The sequence below is a fragment of the Gluconobacter frateurii genome, from assembly GCF_002723955.1.
GTDB classification, from domain to species: domain Bacteria; phylum Pseudomonadota; class Alphaproteobacteria; order Acetobacterales; family Acetobacteraceae; genus Gluconobacter; species Gluconobacter frateurii.
Window position 1 is genome coordinate 281,343 of sequence record NZ_BEWN01000002.1, and the last position, 19,107, is coordinate 300,449.

Here is a 19,107-nt window from a genome sequence, read left to right on the forward strand (position 1 = left end):
GACCTGATGGCGTCCGATACTTCTGCGGTTCATCCGGTTGATGAGAAGCTTCCGCTCTGGCGTCTGGGGGCTTATGGCTTCCAGCATATCCTTGCGTTCTATTCAGCAGCGGTGATTGTCCCGATCCTTGTGGCGGGGGCTTTGCACCTGCCGCAGGAAACGCTGATTCATTTGATTGATGCGGATCTGTTCACCTGCGGGATTGCATCCCTGTTGCAGTCAGTCGGTTTGGGGCCGGTAGGTGTTCGTCTGCCGCTTCTGCAAGGTGTGACGTTTACGGCCGTTGGCCCGATGATTGCCATTGGGTCTGCGGTAGGCGGTGGAACGCCGGGGCTTTTGTCGATCTACGGATCGGTGATTGTGGCGGGGATCGTCAGTCTGCTCATTGCACCATATTTTGCGAAGCTGGTTCGGTTTTTCCCACCTGTTGTGACGGGGTCGATCATTCTCGTGATTGGTCTGGCGCTTTTGCCCGTGGCCGCCAATGACATCGTGTCCGGCCACGGGCCCGGCTTGGTGCAGGATCGCGTTCCGTTGCGGAGTCTGTGCTACGGGCTGGGGACACTGGCGAGTATTCTGGTCGTGCAGCGTCTGTTTCGTGGCTTCATTTCAACGATTGCCGTGTTGATCGGACTTTGCATTGGCACACTAGCTGCATGGCTGATGGGCGATACCCACTTCGGGGGGGTGGCGTCTGCGCCGCTTGTGTCCGTCACGCAGCCGTTTTTCTTCGGGACGCCGGTTTTCCATGCGGTGCCGATTCTCTCCATGGTGATCGTCATGATCATCACCATGGTCGAGACAATCGGGAATGTTTATGCGACTGGCGAAATCGTCGGGAAAACCATCACACGCGAGGATATCGCGCGTACCCTGCGGGCTGATGGCATTGCGACGTTGCTGGGCGGGGTTTTCAATTCCTTTCCCTACACCTGCTTTGCGGAAAATGTGGGCCTGGTTCGGATGACGGGCGTGAAGAGCCGCTGGGTTGTGGCGTCTGCGGCTGTCATCATGATGTTGCTTGGGTGTCTGCCAAAGCTTGGGGCGATCGTAGCGGCTGTTCCGTCACCCGTTCTGGGTGGGGCCGCACTGGCAATGTTTGCGACGGTGGCGGTAGTGGGGGTGCAGACCCTGACGCGGGTGGATTTCAACCGTCAGAGTAACGTCATCATTGTGGGAACCAGTATCGGGCTTGGAATGCTGGCGACGGCACAGCCTCATATTTCGGATACGTTCCCGGCCTGGGCGCAAATTGTCTTTGGGAGTGGCATTACGCTTGGGGCTCTGTCCGCGATCTTTCTGCACCTGCTGTTCAATGTGCGCCGCACTTTGGCTGTCGATCCGGATGCTGAGATTGTGCCGGCAGACTTGCCGGATGAGCGGATTTTGATGGGATTGCCCGTTGAGGCTCGGAAAAGCGAAGAAACTGAGCCTCAACGGCGGTTTGGTTAGAACGTCAGCCGGGATTTCAGTCCCGGCTGTGCAGCTTCCGCCCCGCGACATACGTGGCCTGAACGCTTCGGTCGTCACCCAGCATGGTTAGGGCAAACAGGATGTCGGACAGGCTTTCCGCCGTCTGGGTGCGAATTTTTCCCAACGGCGTGGCTGAGGGGTCAAATACGCAGAGATCGGCATGAAGTCCGGGCTTGATGGCCCCAATCTGGTGTTCCAGCCCGAGAGAGTGTGCGCCACCGGCTGTGGCCAACCAAAGGCCCTGTGCAGGGTGGAGTTTTGTTCCTAGCCCCTGTGCGACCTTGTAGCCGTCTGACAGAACCTGAAGCAGCGAGAGGGATGGGCCTGCCCCAACGTCACTTCCGATGCCGATTTTGACACGGCGTTCTGGTTTCAGGGCATTGAATAGCGGGAAAGAGCCGCTTCCGAGAAACTGATTGGAACCGGGGCAATGAGCGATCGAACAACCAGTGTTATGGCAGCGCTGGAAGTCTTCTTCCTGTGCATGTACCCCGTGCGCTAAAATGGCACGCGGACGTAGCAGACCCGCTTTATCGTACACGTCCAGATAGGAAGCGCGGTTTGGAAAGAGCTCCTTGACCCACTCGATTTCGGATTGGTTTTCAAGCAGGTGCGTCTGCATGAACAGGTCGGGCCGTGTCGCGAGAAGTGAACCGGCTAGATCAAGCTGCTCGGGTGTGCTGGTAGGCGCAAAACGCGGCGTAACAGCGTAGAGTTGACGGCCGCGACCATGCCAGCGGTCGATCAGGGCGGCGGACTGGTCATAGCCTGACTGTGCCGTATCTCGCAGGTTCTCCGGGGCGTTCCGGTCCATCAGAACTTTGCCCGCAATCATGCAGGTATTGAGGCGGTCGGACTCTTCGAAGAAAGCTTCTACGGATTCTGGGTGAACCGTGCAGTACACGGCGGCTGTAGTGGTTCCTACGCGGAGCAGCTCGTTTAGGAAGGTTCGGGCGATCTGTCGTGCGTAGGTGATGTCGGCGTAGCGGGCTTCCGCCGGAAAAACATAGGTTTCCAGCCATTCGAGAAGTTGCTCACCATAGGAAGCAATCACGGGAAGCTGTGGGTAATGGACGTGAGTGTCCACCATTCCAGCAGAAATCAGGTGGTTCGGGTAATGATCGACAGTGATGCCCTGCGGGATCTGATCTTTCAGGTCATCCCAGGCTCCTACGGCAGTAATAATGCCGTCCTTGCACAGGATCAGACCATCTGGCTGGTGTGTGACAGCCTCAATGGGATCAACTGTGAAGGGGTCTGCGTGGAAGGTCAGGAACGGGCCGCGAATGGCAGTATGATCAGTCATGGTGCTTCACCTATCGCACAGCATTTCCGATCAGGAAACGATTGTGCGAAAGCAGAGCGATTTTGTTAGATGATCTGGACGTGTCGAACGCATATTCCAGTCGTTTCAAAGATATTTCCTGATATGCACAAGAGTTTTTCGTATTCGAGCTCAAATGAATAAATCCTTATCGAGGCGTCTTCCGTTTAGATTTGACAATATTTTCTTAGTTATCGAAACTGTAGGGGTTTTAAAGGCCGCAACAAGAGAAACGAGCTTGTTTCTGTAGGGTGTGTGGTGAGATTTGGAGACGGCGTTACTGATGTCTGATGTGACTTCTGTGTCTGTGCAGTCTGCGGAGACGCCGGCATTGGCTCCTTCTGCTGTGCAGAGTTCCTCTCCGGAAGCGGAGGCAACCGAGAAGAGCCCCTATCTTGTTGTTCCTCCGGCTCCCGTCGTTGAAGGCGGTCAGGGCGTAAGGTTTGACTTTAATGATGGTGCGCGGGTCATGGTGCCCGAAATCGCGCCTGAGATTGGTCAGTGGCATGTTCGGCTTTCGGATTATGCCACGGGAAATATTCTGTTTGATGCCCGCCTCAAGGGCGGCATGGTGGCTTCAACCAAGAAATTCTTTGTCCCGTTCCTGATTGATGTCTGGCTCGAAAAGCCGGACGGGACACGTGAAGACGTGCTGCATCATGAGTTATCCTTGGAAGGGAAGCCCGTTCTGGTCCAGCTTCCCGTTGGAACACTGGGAGACACGATCGCCTGGCTGCCTGCCGTTCTGCGGCTTGCACGGGAAAGTGGTGCCAAGGTGACGTGTTCTGTGGCGGATGTCATCCTGCCCTTGGTCAAGGAGGCCAATCCGGACATCACACTTGTCGGCCATGATGAAGCCAAGGCGAAGAAGGATTTCACGGCCGGATTCTATGCGGGCTACAATCTTGGACTGTTCTTTACGGACGCTGAATTCACGCGTCAGCCGACGGACTTCCGGCATGTTGGCCTGCACCGGACGGCCGCCTATATTCTGGGGGTCAATCCCTGGGATGACAGTCCACCGCCCATCACGATTCAGGACGGCGACACGCCTCCCATAGAGGGGCCGTATGTTGTCATTGCCACGCAGGCCAGTACGCAGTGTAAATACTGGAACAACCCGGCAGGCTGGCAGGAGGTCATCGCGTTCCTGAAGGCTTCAGGGTATCGTGTGATCTGCATTGATCAGAAGACGTTTCATGGAACGGGGTATGTGTACAATCATATTCCTCATGGCGCCGAGGACGAAACGGGCAACCGCCCTCTGTCGGAGCGCGCGCGCTGGCTGAAGCATGCGAGTTTCTTCATTGGCCTCTCCAGTGGTCTGGCATGGCTGGCTCATGCCGCAGGCACCCCGGTTGTGATGATTTCCGGTTTTACCCATCCGGACAACGAGTTTGCCACGCCGTATCGCATCATCAACTGGCATACCTGCAATTCCTGCTGGAATGACCCGCAGCACCAGTTCGATCATCATGATTTCTTCTGGTGCCCACGGCATAAAGGGACTGAGAGGCAGTTTGAATGCACTCGTCTGATCACGGGAACCCAGGTCATTCACACACTTAAACGTCTGATCAAGGATAAGGGGTTGCCGATGATGGAAACGGCTGCCTGACCGAGACAATCAGGAGTTTTCTGGAATTGAAGGCGGGAGCCTGATATTGGCGGGGCGTATTATCACCTGATCGTGGGTCTGCCTGCGGTCGCAGAGCTGGATGGTCGCCCCCCTGTGTCTGATGTCCTTCCGCCGATCCGTATCGTCGCGCTTTATAACTTTACGCCCTTCGAGGATGTTTCCGCTCTGCGGGAGCCTTTGCAGCAGGTGTGCGATCAGGAAGGGATCAAGGGTATCCTTCTACTGGCTCCGGAAGGCATTAACGGTACCATTGCAGGCTCTGACGAGGGAATGGAGCGTGTGTTGGAGCATATCCACGCTTTACCCGGTTGTGAGGAACTGGAGATCAAGGAATCCCGGGCTCCGGAACTGCCATTCCGGCGCATGAAGGTGCGGCTCAAGAAAGAGATCGTCACCATGGGGCAGCCTAATATCGACCCCCGGAAGGATGTGGGTCAGTATCTTGACCCCGATGAATGGAATGCGCTGATCTCCGATCCGGAGACAATCATCATTGATACGCGCAATGATTATGAAGTGGCGATCGGGACGTTCAAGGGGGCAGAAGATCCCAAGACGCGGTCATTCCGCGAGTTTCCCGAGTGGTTCCGCAATCGGCGCAAAGAGCTTGAGGCAAAGGGCAAGGTGCCGAAGATTGCCATGTTCTGCACTGGGGGTATCCGTTGCGAGAAGTCCACGTCTTTTGTGAAAGCCGAAGGGCTGGATGAGGTTTATCATCTTAAGGGCGGTATTCTGAAGTATCTGGAGGCCGTTCCTGAAGAAGAGAGCCTCTGGGAAGGCGAATGCTTCGTGTTCGATCAGCGTGTCTCGGTGAAGCATGGTCTGGAAATTGGCAGTTACGATGTCTGTCATGCCTGCCGTCGTCCTGTCAGCGAAAAGGACAAGGCGTCTCCGTTGTTCGTACAGGGCGTGTCCTGCCCGCATTGTCATAATGAGCGTACGGAAGAGCAGCGCCAGCGCTATGCCTCGCGCGAGCGTCAGGAAATGCTGGCGCGTAAGCGTGGGAAAGAACATCTGGGCTCCTGAGGCTATTCCGGGAATGACAAACCGTTAGAGTTGCGAAGAAGGATGGGCAACGACTTGACCTGTCCGCGCTTCTGCTGGTTTTTCTGGATCCGTAATGAAATCGGCTGAGGCGGTGTGATGGTGAAGATGTTTCGTTGGGCTGGACTGGTGTGTGCCGGGATGATGGCGCTTCCCGCCGTGGCATTTGCACAGAAGCCCTGGCCTGTCCGAGTTGTGGTTGTGACGACCTTCGAGAAGGGTGCGGACACCGGCGATCAGCCTGGGGAGCTTCAGCTCTGGGCCGAGCGGGAGCATCTGACGGAACATGTGGCGTTTCCGGGTGGCGTGCATGACATTCTCACCAATCCGGAACATACCGAAATCGCGATCGTGACGGGGATGACGCTGGTGAATGCCGGGCCATCCATCATGGCGCTGGGCATGGACCCGCGTTTTGATCTGACGAAGGCGTACTGGCTGGTGGCCGGTATTGCCGGGGCGGATCCGCAGGTTATGTCCGTAGGGTCAGCAGCATGGGCGCGGTATGTTGTGAATGATGTGGCGCAGTCCATTGATATGCGTGAAGTGCCGAGAGACTGGCCTTACGGTGTTTACGCGGCTGGAGCGGTGCGACCTGGAGCGCTCGAGGGGTCGGATCAGGAGCATGGTCCGGATGCTGGATATCCGATTGTCTTTTCGCTGAATGCTGGGCTTTCGCACTGGGCGTGGGAGCGCACGCAGGCGGTGAAGCTTATGAATACGCCGGAGATGCGGGCTTATTCCAAAGGATGGGCGAAGTATCCTGCGGCGTTGAAAGCGCCGTCCGTCATTCAGGGAGACAGTTTTGCGTCGGATCTCTACTGGCACGGTCATTATCTGAACCAGTATGCGCGGGACTGGGTGAAAATGTTCACGAACGCTCAGGGCGTGTTCGCCATGAGTAACATGGAGGATTCCGCGATTGCATCAGCCATGGTTCGTCTGGACCGGATGAAGAAAGCGGATTTCCAGCGGCTCATGGTTCTACGGACCGCTTCCAACTACACGCTGCCGCCAAAGGGTCGGAAGGCGTATCAGACTGTGTCGGAAGAGTATTCGGGCGATGGTCTGCCGGCTTATGAAGCTGCATGGCGTGTGGGAAGTGTTGTCGTGCATGAACTGGTAGGACACTGGTCGGTCTATGAAGACCATGTTCCGGGTCATGCACCCTGATGCAGGGTAAGTCGTGTGGGAAGCCAAGACGACACCCTTTCCGGTAAGCGGCGGGATTGCACTACGCTATGCCGTGATCAATCTCGGCATCTCTTTTCCTTTGCATGGGCTGATAATCTGGGCGGGTTGGCAGCCCGAGGATCATGACCCTGCTCTTAATCCACTCGCGCTGGTTCTGTCAGGCGTCTTACTAGCGCCTGTTCTCGAGACCTTTCTGAACTTCTGGATTCCCATCCGGATTGTAGACAGACTGTTTGGTAGGAAAAGGTTTGCCTCTGGTCTGGCGTGGATTGCGTGCGTCGCGCCCTTTGTATGGGTTCATTATGGCGGAGATCATTTTCACCGCAGTTTCCTGACGGCGCTTTGTACGGGTGTGGTCGGTGGGACCTGTTTTTATCTCTGCTACCGGCGGGCAGAAGCTTCAGAAGGCGTGAGTCCGTTCTGGACCACGGCGCTCTCCCATAGCTTATTTAATGGGCTTCTGTTTCTGGTGATCGGACTATTGATCGTGCTTTAGGTTGGGTAACCGGCTCTCGCCTGATGGAAAGAGCCGGAATAGTTATATCAGGCAGGAGTTTTCGTCTTTTTAGGGCGACCACGGGTCGGCTTCTCGGATGCCGGTTTGGTTTTGGTTTTTCGAGGCGGCAAGGTGTCGATGAGGTTTTGGGGTGTGCCAATCACGGTGGTTTCCCTGCGCTGACGAACGCCCGGAGCAGTCAGAAGGGGGGCGAGGAAGCGTCCGGTGTGGCTAGCCTTGCAGGCCGCGATATCTTCCGGTGTCCCGGCGGCAACGATACTGCCGCCGCCGTCTCCACCTTCCGGGCCGATGTCAATCAGCCAGTCTGCCGTTTTGATGACTTCCAGATTGTGTTCGATGACCAGAACAGTGTTGCCCTGATCGACCAGCGCATGAAGTACTTCAAGCAGCTTGCGCACGTCTTCCGTATGCAGGCCGGTCGTTGGCTCATCCAGGATGTAGAGCGTGCGGCCTGTGGCGCGTTTGGCAAGCTCCTTCGACAGTTTGACGCGCTGGGCTTCACCGCCTGAAAGCGTAGTTGCCTGCTGGCCTAGAGCGACGTAACCGAGGCCGACCTGCTGGAGAATGGCCAGACGATCACGGATTTTCGGGACGGCCTGGAAGAAGGGAAGAGCCTCGTCCACGGTCATGGCCAGCACGTCCGCAATGGAGTTGCCGCGGAACTTCACTTCCAGCGTTTCACGATTGTAGCGCGCGCCCTTGCAGGTGTCGCAGGTAACGAACACGTCCGGCAGGAAGTGCATTTCGATTTTCAGGACGCCATCGCCCTGACAGGCTTCGCAACGGCCGCCCTTCACATTGAAAGAGAAGCGGCCGGGTTTGTAGCCGCGCGCTTTGGATTCCGGCAGTTCGGCGAACCAGTCCCGGATAGGGGCGAACAGGTCTGTATAGGTGGCGGGGTTGGAGCGCGGTGTACGCCCGATGGGGGACTGGTCGATCTCGATAATCTTGTCGAGGTTGTCCACGCCTTCCAGTCGGTCATAGGGGAGCGGAGACTGGCTCGACTTCATGAGTTGTCGGGACAGGGCCTTGTAGAGCGTATCCACAACCAGTGTAGATTTTCCGCCGCCTGATACGCCCGTTACGGCAATGAATGTGCCGAGTGGGAAATCGACGGTCAGGTCTTTGAGGTTGTTGCCTTTTGCGCCGACGAGGGTGAGCGTCTTGTCAGAGGTGCGACGATTTTCCGGAACGGGGATGAACTTCCGGCCTGACAGGTAAGCGCCCGTCAGGCTGTCCTTGTTCTTGGCTACCTCTTTGGGTGTGCCTGTGGCGATGACGTTTCCGCCGCGTGTGCCGGCGCCCGGTCCCATGTCGATTAGATAGTCGGCAGCCCGGATGGCATCTTCGTCATGTTCCACGACGATAACGGTGTTCCCAAGGCGTTTAAGGCGCTCCAGTGTGCCAAGAAGGCGCTCGTTGTCGCGTTGGTGCAGGCCGATAGAAGGTTCATCCAGCACATAGAGGACGCCGGTCAGGCCGGAGCCAATCTGGGAGGCCAGACGGATGCGCTGGCTTTCCCCACCGGACAGCGTGGCGGACCCGCGGGAAAGCGTGAGATAATCCAGGCCCACATCGTCGAGGAAATGCAGCCGGTCCGTGATTTCGCGCAGGATGCGGCGGGCGATTTCGGCCCGCTGAGGTGTCAGGGTGGCTTCGACGCCTGAGAACCAGTCGAGGGCCTTGCGGATCTGCATGTCTGAAGCTTCGGCAATGTTCAGATCATTGACCTTCACGCAGAGTGCTTCAGGTTTCAGGCGTGCGCCATGGCAAACATGGCAGGGCTTTTCGGACTGGTAGCGCGACAGTTCTTCCCGCACCCACATGCTATCGGTTTGGGCCATGCGGCGGCGGAGGTTTTTCAGCACGCCTTCGAAGGGCTTGGTCACAGTATGGACCTTGCTGCCATCCCGGTAGGGAATGGCAATCGCTTCCCTGGAGCCGTTAAGGATCAGGTCGCGTGTTTCGGTTTTCAGGTCGCCCCATGGTGTATTCATGGTGTCGCCGCAATGACGGGCCAGTGCGGCAAGCGTCTGGTCGTACCAGTCCGTGCTGGCGCCTTTCCATGGGGCAATGGCGCCTTCGGCAAGTGTCAGGCTGTCATCCGGGACAATCAGATTGGCATCAAAATGCGTTTCCGTGCCGATACCGTCACAGGTCGGGCAGGCGCCCATTGGTGCGTTGAAGGAGAACAGGCGCGGCTCGATCTCTTCAATCGTGAAGCCTGAAACCGGGCAGGCGAAACGGGACGAGAAGACGATGTGGGCTGGAGTGGCCTTGTCGTCAGCGCGTTTGACTTCCTCTGCATATGCGAGGCCATCGGAAAGTTCGAGGGCGGTTTCAAAACTGTCGGCCAGGCGGGATTCCAGATCAGGTTTGACGACGATCCGGTCCACAACCACTTCCACGTTGTGGCGGGTCTTGCGGTTCAGTTCCGGGGCTTCGGCGATTTCGTAGAGCTCACCGTCGATTTTAACGCGGGTGAAGCCCTTGCGGGACAGTTCTGCGAGTTCGCGTTTGCAGTCGCCTTTCCGGTCACGGACGACCGGTGCGAGGAGCATCAGGCGCATGCCCTCCGGGAGCGTCATGACCCGGTCCACCATCTGGCTGACGGTCTGTGCTTCAATAGGGAGGCCGGTGGCGGGAGAATAGGGAATGCCCACGCGCGCCCAGAGCAGGCGCATGTAGTCGTGAATTTCCGTGATGGTGCCGACGGTCGAGCGGGGATTCTTCGAAGTGGTTTTCTGCTCGATCGAGATGGCGGGCGAAAGGCCCTCGATGGAGTCCACATCCGGTTTTCCCATCAGTTCCAGGAACTGGCGAGCGTAAGCCGAAAGACTTTCTACGTAACGGCGCTGGCCTTCTGCGTAGATTGTGTCGAATGCGAGCGAAGATTTCCCCGAGCCAGACAGGCCCGTGATGATCGTGAGCGAGTCACGGGGGATTGTGACGTCGATATTTTTGAGGTTGTGGGCGCGTGCGCCACGGACACGGATCGAATGATTGTCTGGAAAGCTCACGAAAACCCCGGGATGTACAGAAAAGGCAATTGTGTTCGCAACGCGCCTGAACGGTGCTAGATCACTTTATAGATGGGTTTTCACGCCCTATATGAAAAGAACAATTCAAGAAAATTGGTTGGTATGGAATGGCAGGTAGCGTCAACAAGGTGATTCTGGTCGGGAATCTGGGCAAAGACCCGGAAGTCCGGAATACGCAATCAGGCTCGAAAATCGTCAATCTGACGGTTGCGACGTCCGAAACATGGAACGATCGTCAGAGCGGGGAGCGCAAGGAGCGCACCGAATGGCATCGTGTCGTGATCTTCAATGACCGTCTGGGCGATGTGGCAGAACGGTTCCTGCGTAAGGGCCGTAAAGTCTATCTGGAAGGCGAATTGCGGACCCGCAAATGGACCGACCAGTCCGGGCAGGAGCGCTACACGACAGAAGTGACGATTGATCGTTTCCGCGGTGAGCTGGTGTTGCTGGATAGCAACCGTAGTGGCGGCGGCGATGAGGGTGGCTTCGACGGAGGCGGCTCGTCTTATGGCGGTGGAAACAGTAACAGTGGCGGCTTTGGTGGCGGCAACCGGGGCGGTGGCTTCGGCGGCGGTAATGATGGCGGCCGTTCAGGCGGGTCGTCTGGTGGTGGCAACCGTGGTGGTGGCTGGGATGCGCCGCCGGATAACGATCTGGATGACGAAATCCCGTTCTGAGGGGATGCGTGTGGAACCGGGCTGGCAATGTCAGTCCGGTTTTTTTATGTCCATCGCGGGCGTTCAGAGGGTCAGATGGAAGAACTGGTTGAATTCCGAAGCCTGATAGTCACCGAAGGCTTTGCCCGGTTGAAAACCTCGGGTTTGGTACAAAGTTAGAGCCAGTTCAAAGGAAGGTCCGCGTCCAGTCTCAAGGCTGAGTGTTTTCATCCCCTCAGAACGTGCTCTGTGAATAAGGTGATCCAGAAGAGTGCGGGCTACGCCCTGCCTCAGAAAGTCAGGATGCGTGCGCATGGATTTGAGCTCCCCTGTCTGATCATTCAGGCGTTTGAGTGCGCCGATTCCGGCCACGTGATCCAGGTGGTGGACGGTCCAGACTTCGATTTCAGGTGCCATGAGGCCTGACAGATCGAGAGCGAAGACATGTCCGGCTGGGGTGTTGTCATGCATCCCGGCAAGATGAAGGGCCAGAAGGTCACGCGTTTGCGGGTTAGAAAAATCGGCGGGGTGGATGGTGAATGTCGGGCTCATGATGCGCTGTTCTGCTCAATTGCGTTCGGCGTCAGGATAACAAGTTTATACCCTGCGTGCTCTGCGGGGGTGAGGGTTATCTGTTCGTATTTCAACAGCCCAAGAACTGGATGCTGGAAGCTGCGTTGGCCGCCTTCTCTGGGCAGAACACGCTGGTCCTGCCAGAAATGGAGAAACTCTTGGCTTTCAGTTTGAAGAGCAGAGGTCAGGGCCTGAAACGCTGTGGTTCTGGCAAGGTGGGCTGTGTCGGCGCGGAATTCTGCGAGCAGGCGTCTTGAGCGGTCGGGCCAGTCCGTCAGAAAGGTTCTGGCTTCAGGGTTCATGAAAACGTATCGGAGCTGGTTGGGCTCTGGGCTGTGCATCCATCCTGTGAACAGTGCTTGGGCAGGATCGTTGGCACTCAGAACATTCCATAGCGGGTCAAGCAGATAAGCGGGGCTTTTGATTTGTCGCGGCAGACTCAGCAATGCGTCTGGTGTTGCAGATGAAGAAGCGATCTGCTGCGGGTCGCGGAGTTCAGCCAGCGTGAAAAGATAGCGCCTTTCTGTGACGGACATTTTCAGAGCTGTGGCGATGCGCGACAGGGTAGCCGGAGAGCATGTGACCTCGCGACCCTGTTCCAGCCAAGTGTACCAGGTTGTGCTGATGCCGCAGAGTTGGGCGGCTTCTTCACGTCGTAGGCCGGGTGTTCGTCTGCGGTGAGGAAGAACGAGAAGTCCCGCTTGTGATGGCGAAAGCTTTTCCCGTTGTGTGCGAAGAAACTGACCCAGAGTCTGGCGGCGTTCTGATGGCATAGTACAATTTATACCATGATAAATTAGGTCCTTATACCAAGTTTAAGATGTTGGAATGCTGGCTTCAGAAGGAGAGCATTCAATGACGAAACAGGCTGGGCAATTTGCTGCAGGGCACTACGAAGCGCGGGCTTCGGCGTATGTGGAAAGTGTGGTTCATAGTCAGGGTGCTGATCTGGAAGCCATTGTTCAGGCGGTACAGGAGCGACATTTTGAGCGTGTTCTGGATCTTGGGTGCGGGGGTGGTCACGTAAGCTATGCTGTGGCGCCTCATACCGGGCAGGTTGTCGCCTGCGACATTACGTCGGGCATGTTGACGGCTGTTCAGGATGAGGCATCCAGGCGTGGGCTGATTAATATTGAGGTTCGGCAGGCTCCGGCGGAAAACCTGCCGTTTGAAGACGCTGCCTTTGATGCGGTGCTCTGTCGTTTTACGGCTCATCACTGGGATGACTTCGAAGCAGGCCTGCGTGAGGCCCGACGGGTTCTGGAGCCTGGTGGGCTGGCTGTATTTGTTGATGTGACGGCACCCGAAAACGCTCTCGCTGATAGCTGGCTTCAGGCGCTGGAACTCATGCGGGATATTTCGCATGTGCGGGATTATTCCAGTGGGGAGTGGGTGAGCGCGCTGGGGCGGTCCGGATTTTCGATGGAGGGCCTGACGCGCAGTCGTCTGAGGATGGATTTTGAAAGCTGGGTGGCGCGAACGCAGACGCCGGTAGAACGTGTGGAAGGGATCCGTTCGCTTCAGCGTGGGGCACCGGCCGTGGTCAAGGAAAGGCTGGGGCTGGAAGAAGACGGCAGTTTCCTGCTGGATGTGACCGTTTTCACGGCAAGCAGGCCGTAATGGGGTAGGTGTGGCATGTGGGCCGCGCATGGGCTATGCTGTGCGGACTGTATTTTAGCGTGGTGGACCTGTCTTGACCGAGCTGAACGAGCCGACTGATATTGTACCTTCCGATCGTCTTCCGGTGACGATTGAGGAGGAGATGCGCTCCTCCTATCTGGCCTATGCGATGTCGGTGATCGTCTCGCGCGCCCTCCCGGATGTGCGTGATGGCCTGAAACCTGTCCATCGCCGCATCCTGTATGCGATGCGCGAGAGTGGCTTTACGTCTGACAAGCCATACCGCAAGTCTGCTCGTGCGGTCGGTGATGTGATGGGTAAATACCATCCGCACGGTGACAGCTCGATTTACGATGCCATGGTCCGTATGGCGCAGCATTGGTCGATGCGCGTCAAGCTGATTGATGGGCAGGGTAACTTTGGTTCGGTCGATGGCGATAGTCCGGCCGCCATGCGTTACACCGAAGCCCGTCTGGCCAAGTCTGCATCGTTCCTGCTGGATGATATCGAGCGGGATACGGTCGATTTCCAGCCGAACTACGACGAAAGCGAACACGAGCCGAAGGTTCTGCCGGCGACGTTCCCGAATCTTCTGGTGAATGGCGCTTCGGGTATCGCGGTCGGTATGGCCACGAATATCCCGACGCATAACCCCGGCGAAGTTATTGATGCCACGCTGGCGATGATTGCCAATCCGGCGATTGAGCTGGATGAGCTGATGCAGATTATCCCCGGTCCGGATTTCCCGACCGGCGGCATCATTATGGGCCGGAGTGGTATCCGCAAGGCATTCGAGACGGGTCGTGGATCGGTACCGGTTCGTGCCCGTGCGGAGATCGAGGAGATCCGGAAGGATCGTCAGGCGATCATCATCACGGAAATCCCGTATCAGGTGAACAAGGCAACGCTTCAGGAGAAGATTGCCGATCTCGTCCGCGCCAAGGAAATCGAAGGTATTTCCGATATCCGCGATGAGAGTGACCGTTCGGGAATGCGCGTTGTCATCGAGCTGAAGCGCGATGCGACACCGGAGGTCGTGCTGAACCAGCTCTATCGTTTCACGCAGCTACAGACGTCTTTCAGCGTCAATATGCTGGCGCTGGACGAAGGCAAGCCGCGCACGATGGGCCTGAAGGACGTTCTGGAAGCGTTTATCCGCTTCCGTGAAGACGTCATTCTGCGTCGTGCTCGCTTCGATCTGAACAAGGTTCGGGATCGTGGGCATCTGCTGGTTGGCCTTGTGTTGGCCGTTGCCAATATCGACGAAGTGATCGCGCTGATCCGTTCGGCCCCTGATGCCTCGACAGCGCGTGAGCTGCTTATGGCGCGCGAGTGGGATGCGAGCGAAGTTGTGCCGTTGCTGGAGCTGATCCAGGACGAAGGCAATGTCATCTATGATGGCAAGGTTCGCCTCACAGAAGCGCAGGCTCGCGGTATTCTCGAACTGCGTTTGCAGCGTCTAACCGGTCTGGAACGTGAGAAGATCCAAGGTGAGTTGAGCGAAGTTGCGGCCAAAATTGCCGACTTGCTCGACATCATTGGCAGTCACAGTCGTCGCATGGATGTCATGCGCAATGAATTGCTGGCGGCCCGTGCAGAAATTGCCACCCCACGCATGTCGGAAATTTCCGATGCTCTGGGCGATCAGTCCGACGAAAGCCTGATTGAGCCGGGTCAGATGGTTGTGACCATCACGCGTGATGGCTTCATCAAGCGCACGCCGCTTGAGATGTTCCGCTCACAGAATCGCGGTGGTCGTGGTCGTACGGCGTCTGGCCGTCGTGGTGATGACGTTATTATCCGCAGCTTTAATGCCCATACTCATCAGTGGGTGCTGTTCTTCTCTTCGGGCGGCAAGGCTTATCGCACCAAGGTCTGGCATCTGCCGGAAGCGTCTCCGACCTCCAAGGGCCGCGCACTGGTCAACCTGTTGCCGGAACTGGGTTCGGACGCCATTACGGCAGTTCTGCCGCTGCCGCAGGATGAGGAGCTGTGGGAAGATCTGCACCTCACCTTTGCGACGGCCAGCGGCAATGTTCGTCGTAACCGTCTGAACGATTTCCGGAATATCCGGGCGTCTGGTCTGATTGCGATGAAGCTGGATGAGGGCGATTCCCTGATCGGGGTGGCGACGTGTCGTGAAGGTCAGGACGTGTTCCTGGCTACGAAGAACGCCCGCTGCATCCGCTTCCAGATCACGGATGATACGCTGCGTGTGTTTGCCGGCCGTGGCAGTTCGGGTGTGCGAGGTATTCGTCTGGGGGACGGGGATGCAGTGATCTCACTGTGTATCCTCAACCATGTGGATGCCAGCGTTGAAGAGCGTGCTGCGTATCTGCGGATGGCCAATGCGAAGCGTCGTGCCGAGAATGCAGCGCTGGCCGAGGGTACCGAAGAAGACGTGCTGTCCGGTGACGAAGAAACTGTAGAGATCGTTGGTGATCTGACACAGGAGCGTTTCGAGGAGCTGGAGCAGCAGGAAGAAATTCTTCTAACCGTGACGGATGGCGGGTTTGGCCGTCGTTCTTCTGCCTATGATTATCGTGTGTCGGGCCGTGGCGGTCAGGGCATCACGAACATGACCTTCTCGGCTAATCGTCGTGGCAAGGAAGTGGTTGGGACACTTCCGACGCTTGAGGGCACGGATGTCATGCTCGTGACGGATACGGGCCGTCTGATCCGTCTGCCGGTGTCTCAGGTGCGTGTCATGGCGCGTCAGGCCAGTGGCGTGACGCTCTTCCGTCTGAACGACAGTGAAACTGTCATCTGCGTCTTCCCGGTTGTGGAAGATGACGGGGAAGAGGGCGATCTGATCGAAGGGGATGTCGTCGCTACGCCGGAAGGTGCCGCAGTGCCAGTTGATGGTGCGTCGCCGAACGGTGAAGCTTCAGCGGGTGACACAACCCCTGATGCCTGAGGGGCAGACTGATCCGCGTGTCGGGTTTTATCCCGGCACGTTTGATCCGGTGACGTTTGGTCATCTGGATATTATTGATCGTGCGTCTGCTCTTTTTGATCGCCTGCTGGTTGGTGTGGCGGTCAATGAGGGCAAGCATCCGCTTCTGACGCTTGAAGAGCGTCTGGAGATGATGCGGCAGGAGGTCTCCAAACTGCCTCATGCTAACCGGATTGAAGTTCTGGGGTTTGATACTCTGCTGGTTGATGCAGTGCGCAAGGCTGGCGCAGGAACGGTTGTGCGTGGTCTTCGCTCTGGAGGCGATTTCGACTTTGAGAGTCAGCTTTCTGGTGCGTTGCGTCGTCTAGCCCCTGAAATTGAAACGGTTTTTCTGCTGTCTTCTGAAGGGCATCGTACGACGGCCAGCCGGATCGTGAAAGAAATTGCCCGGCTTAATGGCGATATTTCCTCCTTTGTCAGTGAAGATGTTGCAAGTCTCGTCTTGTCGAAACTGGGTCGAAGGGCGACATAGGAACCTTCATTGATTTCTGGAAGGTTCCAAGATGTCTGAGACCGCAGTACCCGACGGCAACAAGCTGGTTTTCGAACTCAAGAACGGCAAGGTCGTCATTGAGCTGCGCCCTGATCTGGCGCCGCTGGCTGTGGAGCGTCTGAAGCTTCTGGCAAGCGAAGGCTTTTATGATGGTGTGAAGTTCCATCGTGTGATCGAAGGCTTCATGGCACAGGGTGGCGATCCGACCGGCACTGGCACGAGCGGCAGCAACTATCCGGACCTGAAGGCTGAGTTCACGGATAAGGCGAAGTTTGAGCGTGGCACGCTGGGTATGGCTCGCACAATGGCGCCGCACTCTGCCAATAGCCAGTTCTTCATCATGTTCCAGGATGTTCCGTCCCTGAACGGTCAGTACACGATTGCTGGCAAGGTTATTGAGGGCATGGAATACGTGGATCAGATCAAGCGTGGCGCTGGTTCGTCGGGCATGGTCAAGGACCCGGACACCATTGTTAAGGCCTACGTCGAGGCCTGAGGTTGACTAGCCTGTCTGTGCGTTCCTGACGCTCAGGCAGGCTGGGACCTGTCTTCCGGCGTCCGGAGGACAGTCGCTTTGGCGGCATCGTGTGGATAAGGCGTCCCACACTGGGCGGCATAGCGCTCAGAGAAAGCCTGACGTTCAAGGCGCTCGCAATAATCCAGATATTTGATCAGTGCGCGTTCAGCGCGGGGCGTCCGTCCGTAGATGCGCTTGTAGTGCTTCCAGAGCATCAAGGCGTTGACGGACCAGGCGTCGTAGACGTGTTCGTTCAGGCGTTTGCGAATTGAGGGTGGAAGCTGATCGAAAGCTTCCCATTCGTTTCCTTCAAAACGCTTCCAGATTTCGTTTCGGACGGTGCGGTCGTTAAATGGCTGTTGGTTGGTGCGGAGTGGGGTTTCTGCAGGCATATGTTGTTTTCAGGCTTTGAAACGACAGAATTTATATATGTTATAACATAACTATAAAATCCAGCAGTGTTGTTTTCCTGTTTCTGGAGGTTGACCTCCATGGTGGTTGTGGGGTAGCCATCCGCTCGGATGAACCGGTAGCTCAGTTGGTAGAGCATTCGACTTTTAATCGAATGGTCCTGGGTTCGAGTCCCAGCCGGTTCACCAACTCTCCCAAATACTGAAATATCTTCGTTGGCTGCTTATGCCGGGCCACAGGTTCGGGCAATATTTCTGCCTGTCTTGGCGATTGTCCAGGTGGTGAACCTGCTGAGAGTGTGGGAAGGAGTGAGGTATGGTGACGCTGACCCTTTCCCAGAAAACTGCACTCGACGAAATTATCAAGGCGCACGCTGAGGGGCGCCCGACGCATTTGCTGACCGGCTATGCGGGTAGCGGAAAAACAACGCTGATGCAGGAAGTGGCACGGCATTTTCTGCGACTGAAGATTGTGACGGTCATCACGGCCCCGACCCACAAGGCTACGGCTGTTTTGCGAGCTAAGGTGGACAAGGATGTTGAGTGCCGGACTATCCAGAGTCATTTGGGGCTGCAACCTTCCACACAGGGCGGGCAGACCACGCTTGTGAGGGCCAAGCGGCCCCAGACTATTCCTGATGGTGTGGTGATTGTGGATGAATGTTCCATGATTTCACGAGAGCTCATGGGATGGATCCGCGATCTTCTGAAATACTGTTTTGTCCTATTTGTAGGCGATCCGGCGCAGCTTCCGCCGGTGGGGGAAGAGGCGTCTCCCTCCTTCTCTGTTCCGTCCAGATCGCATCTTGAAACGGTTGTCCGACAGGCAGCGGGCAATCCTATTCTTGAGGCAGCGACTGTCATTCGCCAGAGCCAAGGTGGCTCTGTGGACTGGAGTTGGGTACAGGACGCCCGTCAGGATTCATCCGGGTTGTTTATTCCGAAGGACGTGGAAAGCTGGGTTCGCAAAGCGTTTACGTCCGATGCCTTTGATGCAGATAACGATAGTTTCCGTTATCTTTGCTGGACGAATCATCGGGTGCATCAGGTTAATCAGATGGTTCGGCGGTGGCGATATGGAGAGCATATCGAAATGCCGTTCATGCCAGGGGAGCGTGCCGTCGCGCGGGCACCGTTCAGTCGGCAGAATGAAGATAAAAATCGTCAGCAGATTGCGACGAATGAAGAAGTGCTGGTGGTGGATATTCAGGCGTCTCGCCTGTCGTACCGGTTTGAAGCCTGCGGCTCTGTGGCGGCCTGGTCTACGGATATTCCATCCTGGGAGCTGACTGTGCTGACGATGGCTGGAGAAGAAATTACGGCTCATCTGGTTCAAGATGAGCGGCAACTTCAGGCTGTAGAGCGCCGGCTTGTTCAGGAAGCCAGGCAGGAACGCAAGCGGTGGCAGCACCGGTTTGCGTTCCAGAGTGCGCTGCTGAACCTTCAGGCTATTTATGCCATGACCGTGCATACGTCTCAGGGCAGTACATTCAGGAATGTTTTTGTTGATCTGGGTGATATTCGACGCCGGTCAGGAGGAAACCCTCTTGAAACGCAGCAGCTCTGCTATGTGGCGCTGACGCGGGCGACGGATATGGTTTTTCTGGTCAATGTCGGGATGTCTTGAGGCATACAAACGGACACGTTTCT

General features: G+C 56.7%; 16 protein-coding genes and 1 tRNA gene. 12 read left to right on the forward strand and 5 right to left on the reverse strand.

The window, feature by feature from the left end:
* The first annotated feature begins 6 nt into the window (after positions 1 to 6).
* The gene (locus tag GFR01_RS06705) at positions 7 to 1,452 is read left to right on the forward strand and encodes a nucleobase:cation symporter-2 family protein (RefSeq protein ID WP_099181808.1); all 1,446 of its coding nucleotides are present in this window, start codon (positions 7 to 9) and stop codon (positions 1,450 to 1,452) included.
* Between the two features lie 16 nt (positions 1,453 to 1,468).
* On the opposite strand, the gene guaD is transcribed toward GFR01_RS06705, so the two are convergent.
* Positions 1,469 to 2,779, reverse strand: a complete 1,311-nt coding sequence (gene guaD / locus GFR01_RS06710) for a guanine deaminase (RefSeq protein WP_174694675.1) — start codon at positions 2,777 to 2,779, stop codon at positions 1,469 to 1,471.
* A 301-nt stretch (positions 2,780 to 3,080) separates the two neighbouring features.
* Here guaD and GFR01_RS06715 point away from each other — a divergent pair, with 301 nt between their 5' ends.
* From GFR01_RS06715 to GFR01_RS06730, 4 genes are all read left to right on the forward strand, one after another.
* A complete protein-coding gene (locus GFR01_RS06715; RefSeq protein WP_099181809.1) occupies positions 3,081 to 4,415 on the forward strand; it encodes an autotransporter strand-loop-strand O-heptosyltransferase in 1,335 nt (444 codons plus the stop codon).
* A gap of 114 nt (positions 4,416 to 4,529) precedes the next feature.
* Positions 4,530 to 5,462 (forward strand): oxygen-dependent tRNA uridine(34) hydroxylase TrhO, encoded by a 933-nt coding sequence (gene trhO, locus GFR01_RS06720; protein ID WP_174694676.1) that lies wholly within the window; start codon positions 4,530 to 4,532, stop codon positions 5,460 to 5,462.
* A gap of 117 nt (positions 5,463 to 5,579) precedes the next feature.
* Entirely contained in the window at positions 5,580 to 6,653 is a 1,074-nt protein-coding gene (locus GFR01_RS06725; RefSeq protein ID WP_099181810.1) for a purine nucleoside permease, read from the forward strand.
* 13 nt (positions 6,654 to 6,666) lie between these two features.
* A complete protein-coding gene (locus tag GFR01_RS06730; protein ID WP_099181811.1) occupies positions 6,667 to 7,170 on the forward strand; it encodes a hypothetical protein in 504 nt (167 codons plus the stop codon).
* A 47-nt stretch (positions 7,171 to 7,217) separates the two neighbouring features.
* On the opposite strand, the gene uvrA is transcribed toward GFR01_RS06730, so the two are convergent.
* Positions 7,218 to 10,211, reverse strand: coding sequence for an excinuclease ABC subunit UvrA (uvrA, locus tag GFR01_RS06735; RefSeq protein WP_099181812.1), 2,994 nt, complete (start codon positions 10,209 to 10,211; stop codon positions 7,218 to 7,220).
* Positions 10,212 to 10,339: 128 nt separating this feature from the next.
* On the opposite strand from uvrA, the gene ssb reads away from it, so the two are divergent.
* Entirely contained in the window at positions 10,340 to 10,909 is a 570-nt protein-coding gene (gene ssb, locus GFR01_RS06740; protein WP_099181813.1) for a single-stranded DNA-binding protein, read from the forward strand.
* Between the two features lie 63 nt (positions 10,910 to 10,972).
* On the opposite strand, the gene GFR01_RS06745 is transcribed toward ssb, so the two are convergent.
* Together GFR01_RS06745 and GFR01_RS06750 are read right to left on the reverse strand one after the other, a co-directional pair.
* The gene (locus GFR01_RS06745) at positions 10,973 to 11,440 is read right to left on the reverse strand and encodes a GNAT family N-acetyltransferase (RefSeq protein WP_099181814.1); all 468 of its coding nucleotides are present in this window, start codon (positions 11,438 to 11,440) and stop codon (positions 10,973 to 10,975) included.
* Positions 11,437 to 12,234, reverse strand: coding sequence for a helix-turn-helix transcriptional regulator (locus tag GFR01_RS06750; protein WP_099181815.1), 798 nt, complete (start codon positions 12,232 to 12,234; stop codon positions 11,437 to 11,439). Before GFR01_RS06750 ends, GFR01_RS06745 begins: the two co-directional genes overlap by 4 nt.
* A gap of 82 nt (positions 12,235 to 12,316) precedes the next feature.
* On the opposite strand from GFR01_RS06750, the gene GFR01_RS06755 reads away from it, so the two are divergent.
* From GFR01_RS06755 to GFR01_RS06770, 4 genes are all read left to right on the forward strand, one after another.
* On the forward strand, positions 12,317 to 13,081 hold the full coding sequence (locus GFR01_RS06755; protein WP_244902194.1) for a class I SAM-dependent methyltransferase: 765 nt from the start codon (positions 12,317 to 12,319) through the stop codon (positions 13,079 to 13,081).
* Positions 13,082 to 13,223: 142 nt separating this feature from the next.
* The gene (gene gyrA / locus GFR01_RS06760; RefSeq protein WP_373317599.1) at positions 13,224 to 15,998 is read left to right on the forward strand and encodes a DNA gyrase subunit A; all 2,775 of its coding nucleotides are present in this window, start codon (positions 13,224 to 13,226) and stop codon (positions 15,996 to 15,998) included.
* Positions 15,991 to 16,509: a pantetheine-phosphate adenylyltransferase gene (gene coaD, locus GFR01_RS06765; RefSeq protein ID WP_099181818.1), complete on the forward strand. Its 519-nt coding sequence runs from the start codon at positions 15,991 to 15,993 to the stop codon at positions 16,507 to 16,509. Before gyrA ends, coaD begins: the two co-directional genes overlap by 8 nt.
* Before the next feature lie 31 nt (positions 16,510 to 16,540).
* A complete protein-coding gene (locus tag GFR01_RS06770; protein WP_007281791.1) occupies positions 16,541 to 17,026 on the forward strand; it encodes a peptidylprolyl isomerase in 486 nt (161 codons plus the stop codon).
* 32 nt (positions 17,027 to 17,058) lie between these two features.
* Here the strand turns inward: GFR01_RS06770 and GFR01_RS06775 are convergent, their stop codons facing one another.
* A complete protein-coding gene (locus GFR01_RS06775; protein ID WP_099181819.1) occupies positions 17,059 to 17,439 on the reverse strand; it encodes a DUF6525 family protein in 381 nt (126 codons plus the stop codon).
* Positions 17,440 to 17,570: 131 nt separating this feature from the next.
* On the opposite strand from GFR01_RS06775, the gene GFR01_RS06780 reads away from it, so the two are divergent.
* A tRNA-Lys gene (locus tag GFR01_RS06780) sits at positions 17,571 to 17,646 on the forward strand.
* A gap of 127 nt (positions 17,647 to 17,773) precedes the next feature.
* Positions 17,774 to 19,084 (forward strand): ATP-dependent DNA helicase, encoded by a 1,311-nt coding sequence (locus tag GFR01_RS06785; RefSeq protein WP_099181820.1) that lies wholly within the window; start codon positions 17,774 to 17,776, stop codon positions 19,082 to 19,084.
* The last annotated feature ends 23 nt before the right edge of the window (positions 19,085 to 19,107 follow it).

What these genes read in the sequence shown, in the direction of transcription:
- GFR01_RS06705 (WP_099181808.1), top strand. Translation starts at nt 7, where the DNA reads ATGGCGTCCGATACTTCTGCGGTTCATCCGGTTGATGAGAAGCTTCCG.
- guaD (WP_174694675.1), bottom strand. Translation starts at nt 2,779, where the DNA reads ATGACTGATCATACTGCCATTCGCGGCCCGTTCCTGACCTTCCACGCA.
- GFR01_RS06715 (WP_099181809.1), top strand. Translation starts at nt 3,081, where the DNA reads ATGTCTGATGTGACTTCTGTGTCTGTGCAGTCTGCGGAGACGCCGGCA.
- GFR01_RS06725 (WP_099181810.1), top strand. Translation starts at nt 5,580, where the DNA reads ATGGTGAAGATGTTTCGTTGGGCTGGACTGGTGTGTGCCGGGATGATG.
- ssb (WP_099181813.1), top strand. Translation starts at nt 10,340, where the DNA reads ATGGCAGGTAGCGTCAACAAGGTGATTCTGGTCGGGAATCTGGGCAAA.
- GFR01_RS06745 (WP_099181814.1), bottom strand. Translation starts at nt 11,440, where the DNA reads ATGAGCCCGACATTCACCATCCACCCCGCCGATTTTTCTAACCCGCAA.
- GFR01_RS06750 (WP_099181815.1), bottom strand. Translation starts at nt 12,234, where the DNA reads ATGCCATCAGAACGCCGCCAGACTCTGGGTCAGTTTCTTCGCACACAA.
- GFR01_RS06755 (WP_244902194.1), top strand. Translation starts at nt 12,317, where the DNA reads ATGACGAAACAGGCTGGGCAATTTGCTGCAGGGCACTACGAAGCGCGG.
- gyrA (WP_373317599.1), top strand. Translation starts at nt 13,224, where the DNA reads ATGCGCTCCTCCTATCTGGCCTATGCGATGTCGGTGATCGTCTCGCGC.
- coaD (WP_099181818.1), top strand. Translation starts at nt 15,991, where the DNA reads ATGCCTGAGGGGCAGACTGATCCGCGTGTCGGGTTTTATCCCGGCACG.
- GFR01_RS06770 (WP_007281791.1), top strand. Translation starts at nt 16,541, where the DNA reads ATGTCTGAGACCGCAGTACCCGACGGCAACAAGCTGGTTTTCGAACTC.
- GFR01_RS06775 (WP_099181819.1), bottom strand. Translation starts at nt 17,439, where the DNA reads ATGCCTGCAGAAACCCCACTCCGCACCAACCAACAGCCATTTAACGAC.
- GFR01_RS06785 (WP_099181820.1), top strand. Translation starts at nt 17,774, where the DNA reads ATGGTGACGCTGACCCTTTCCCAGAAAACTGCACTCGACGAAATTATC.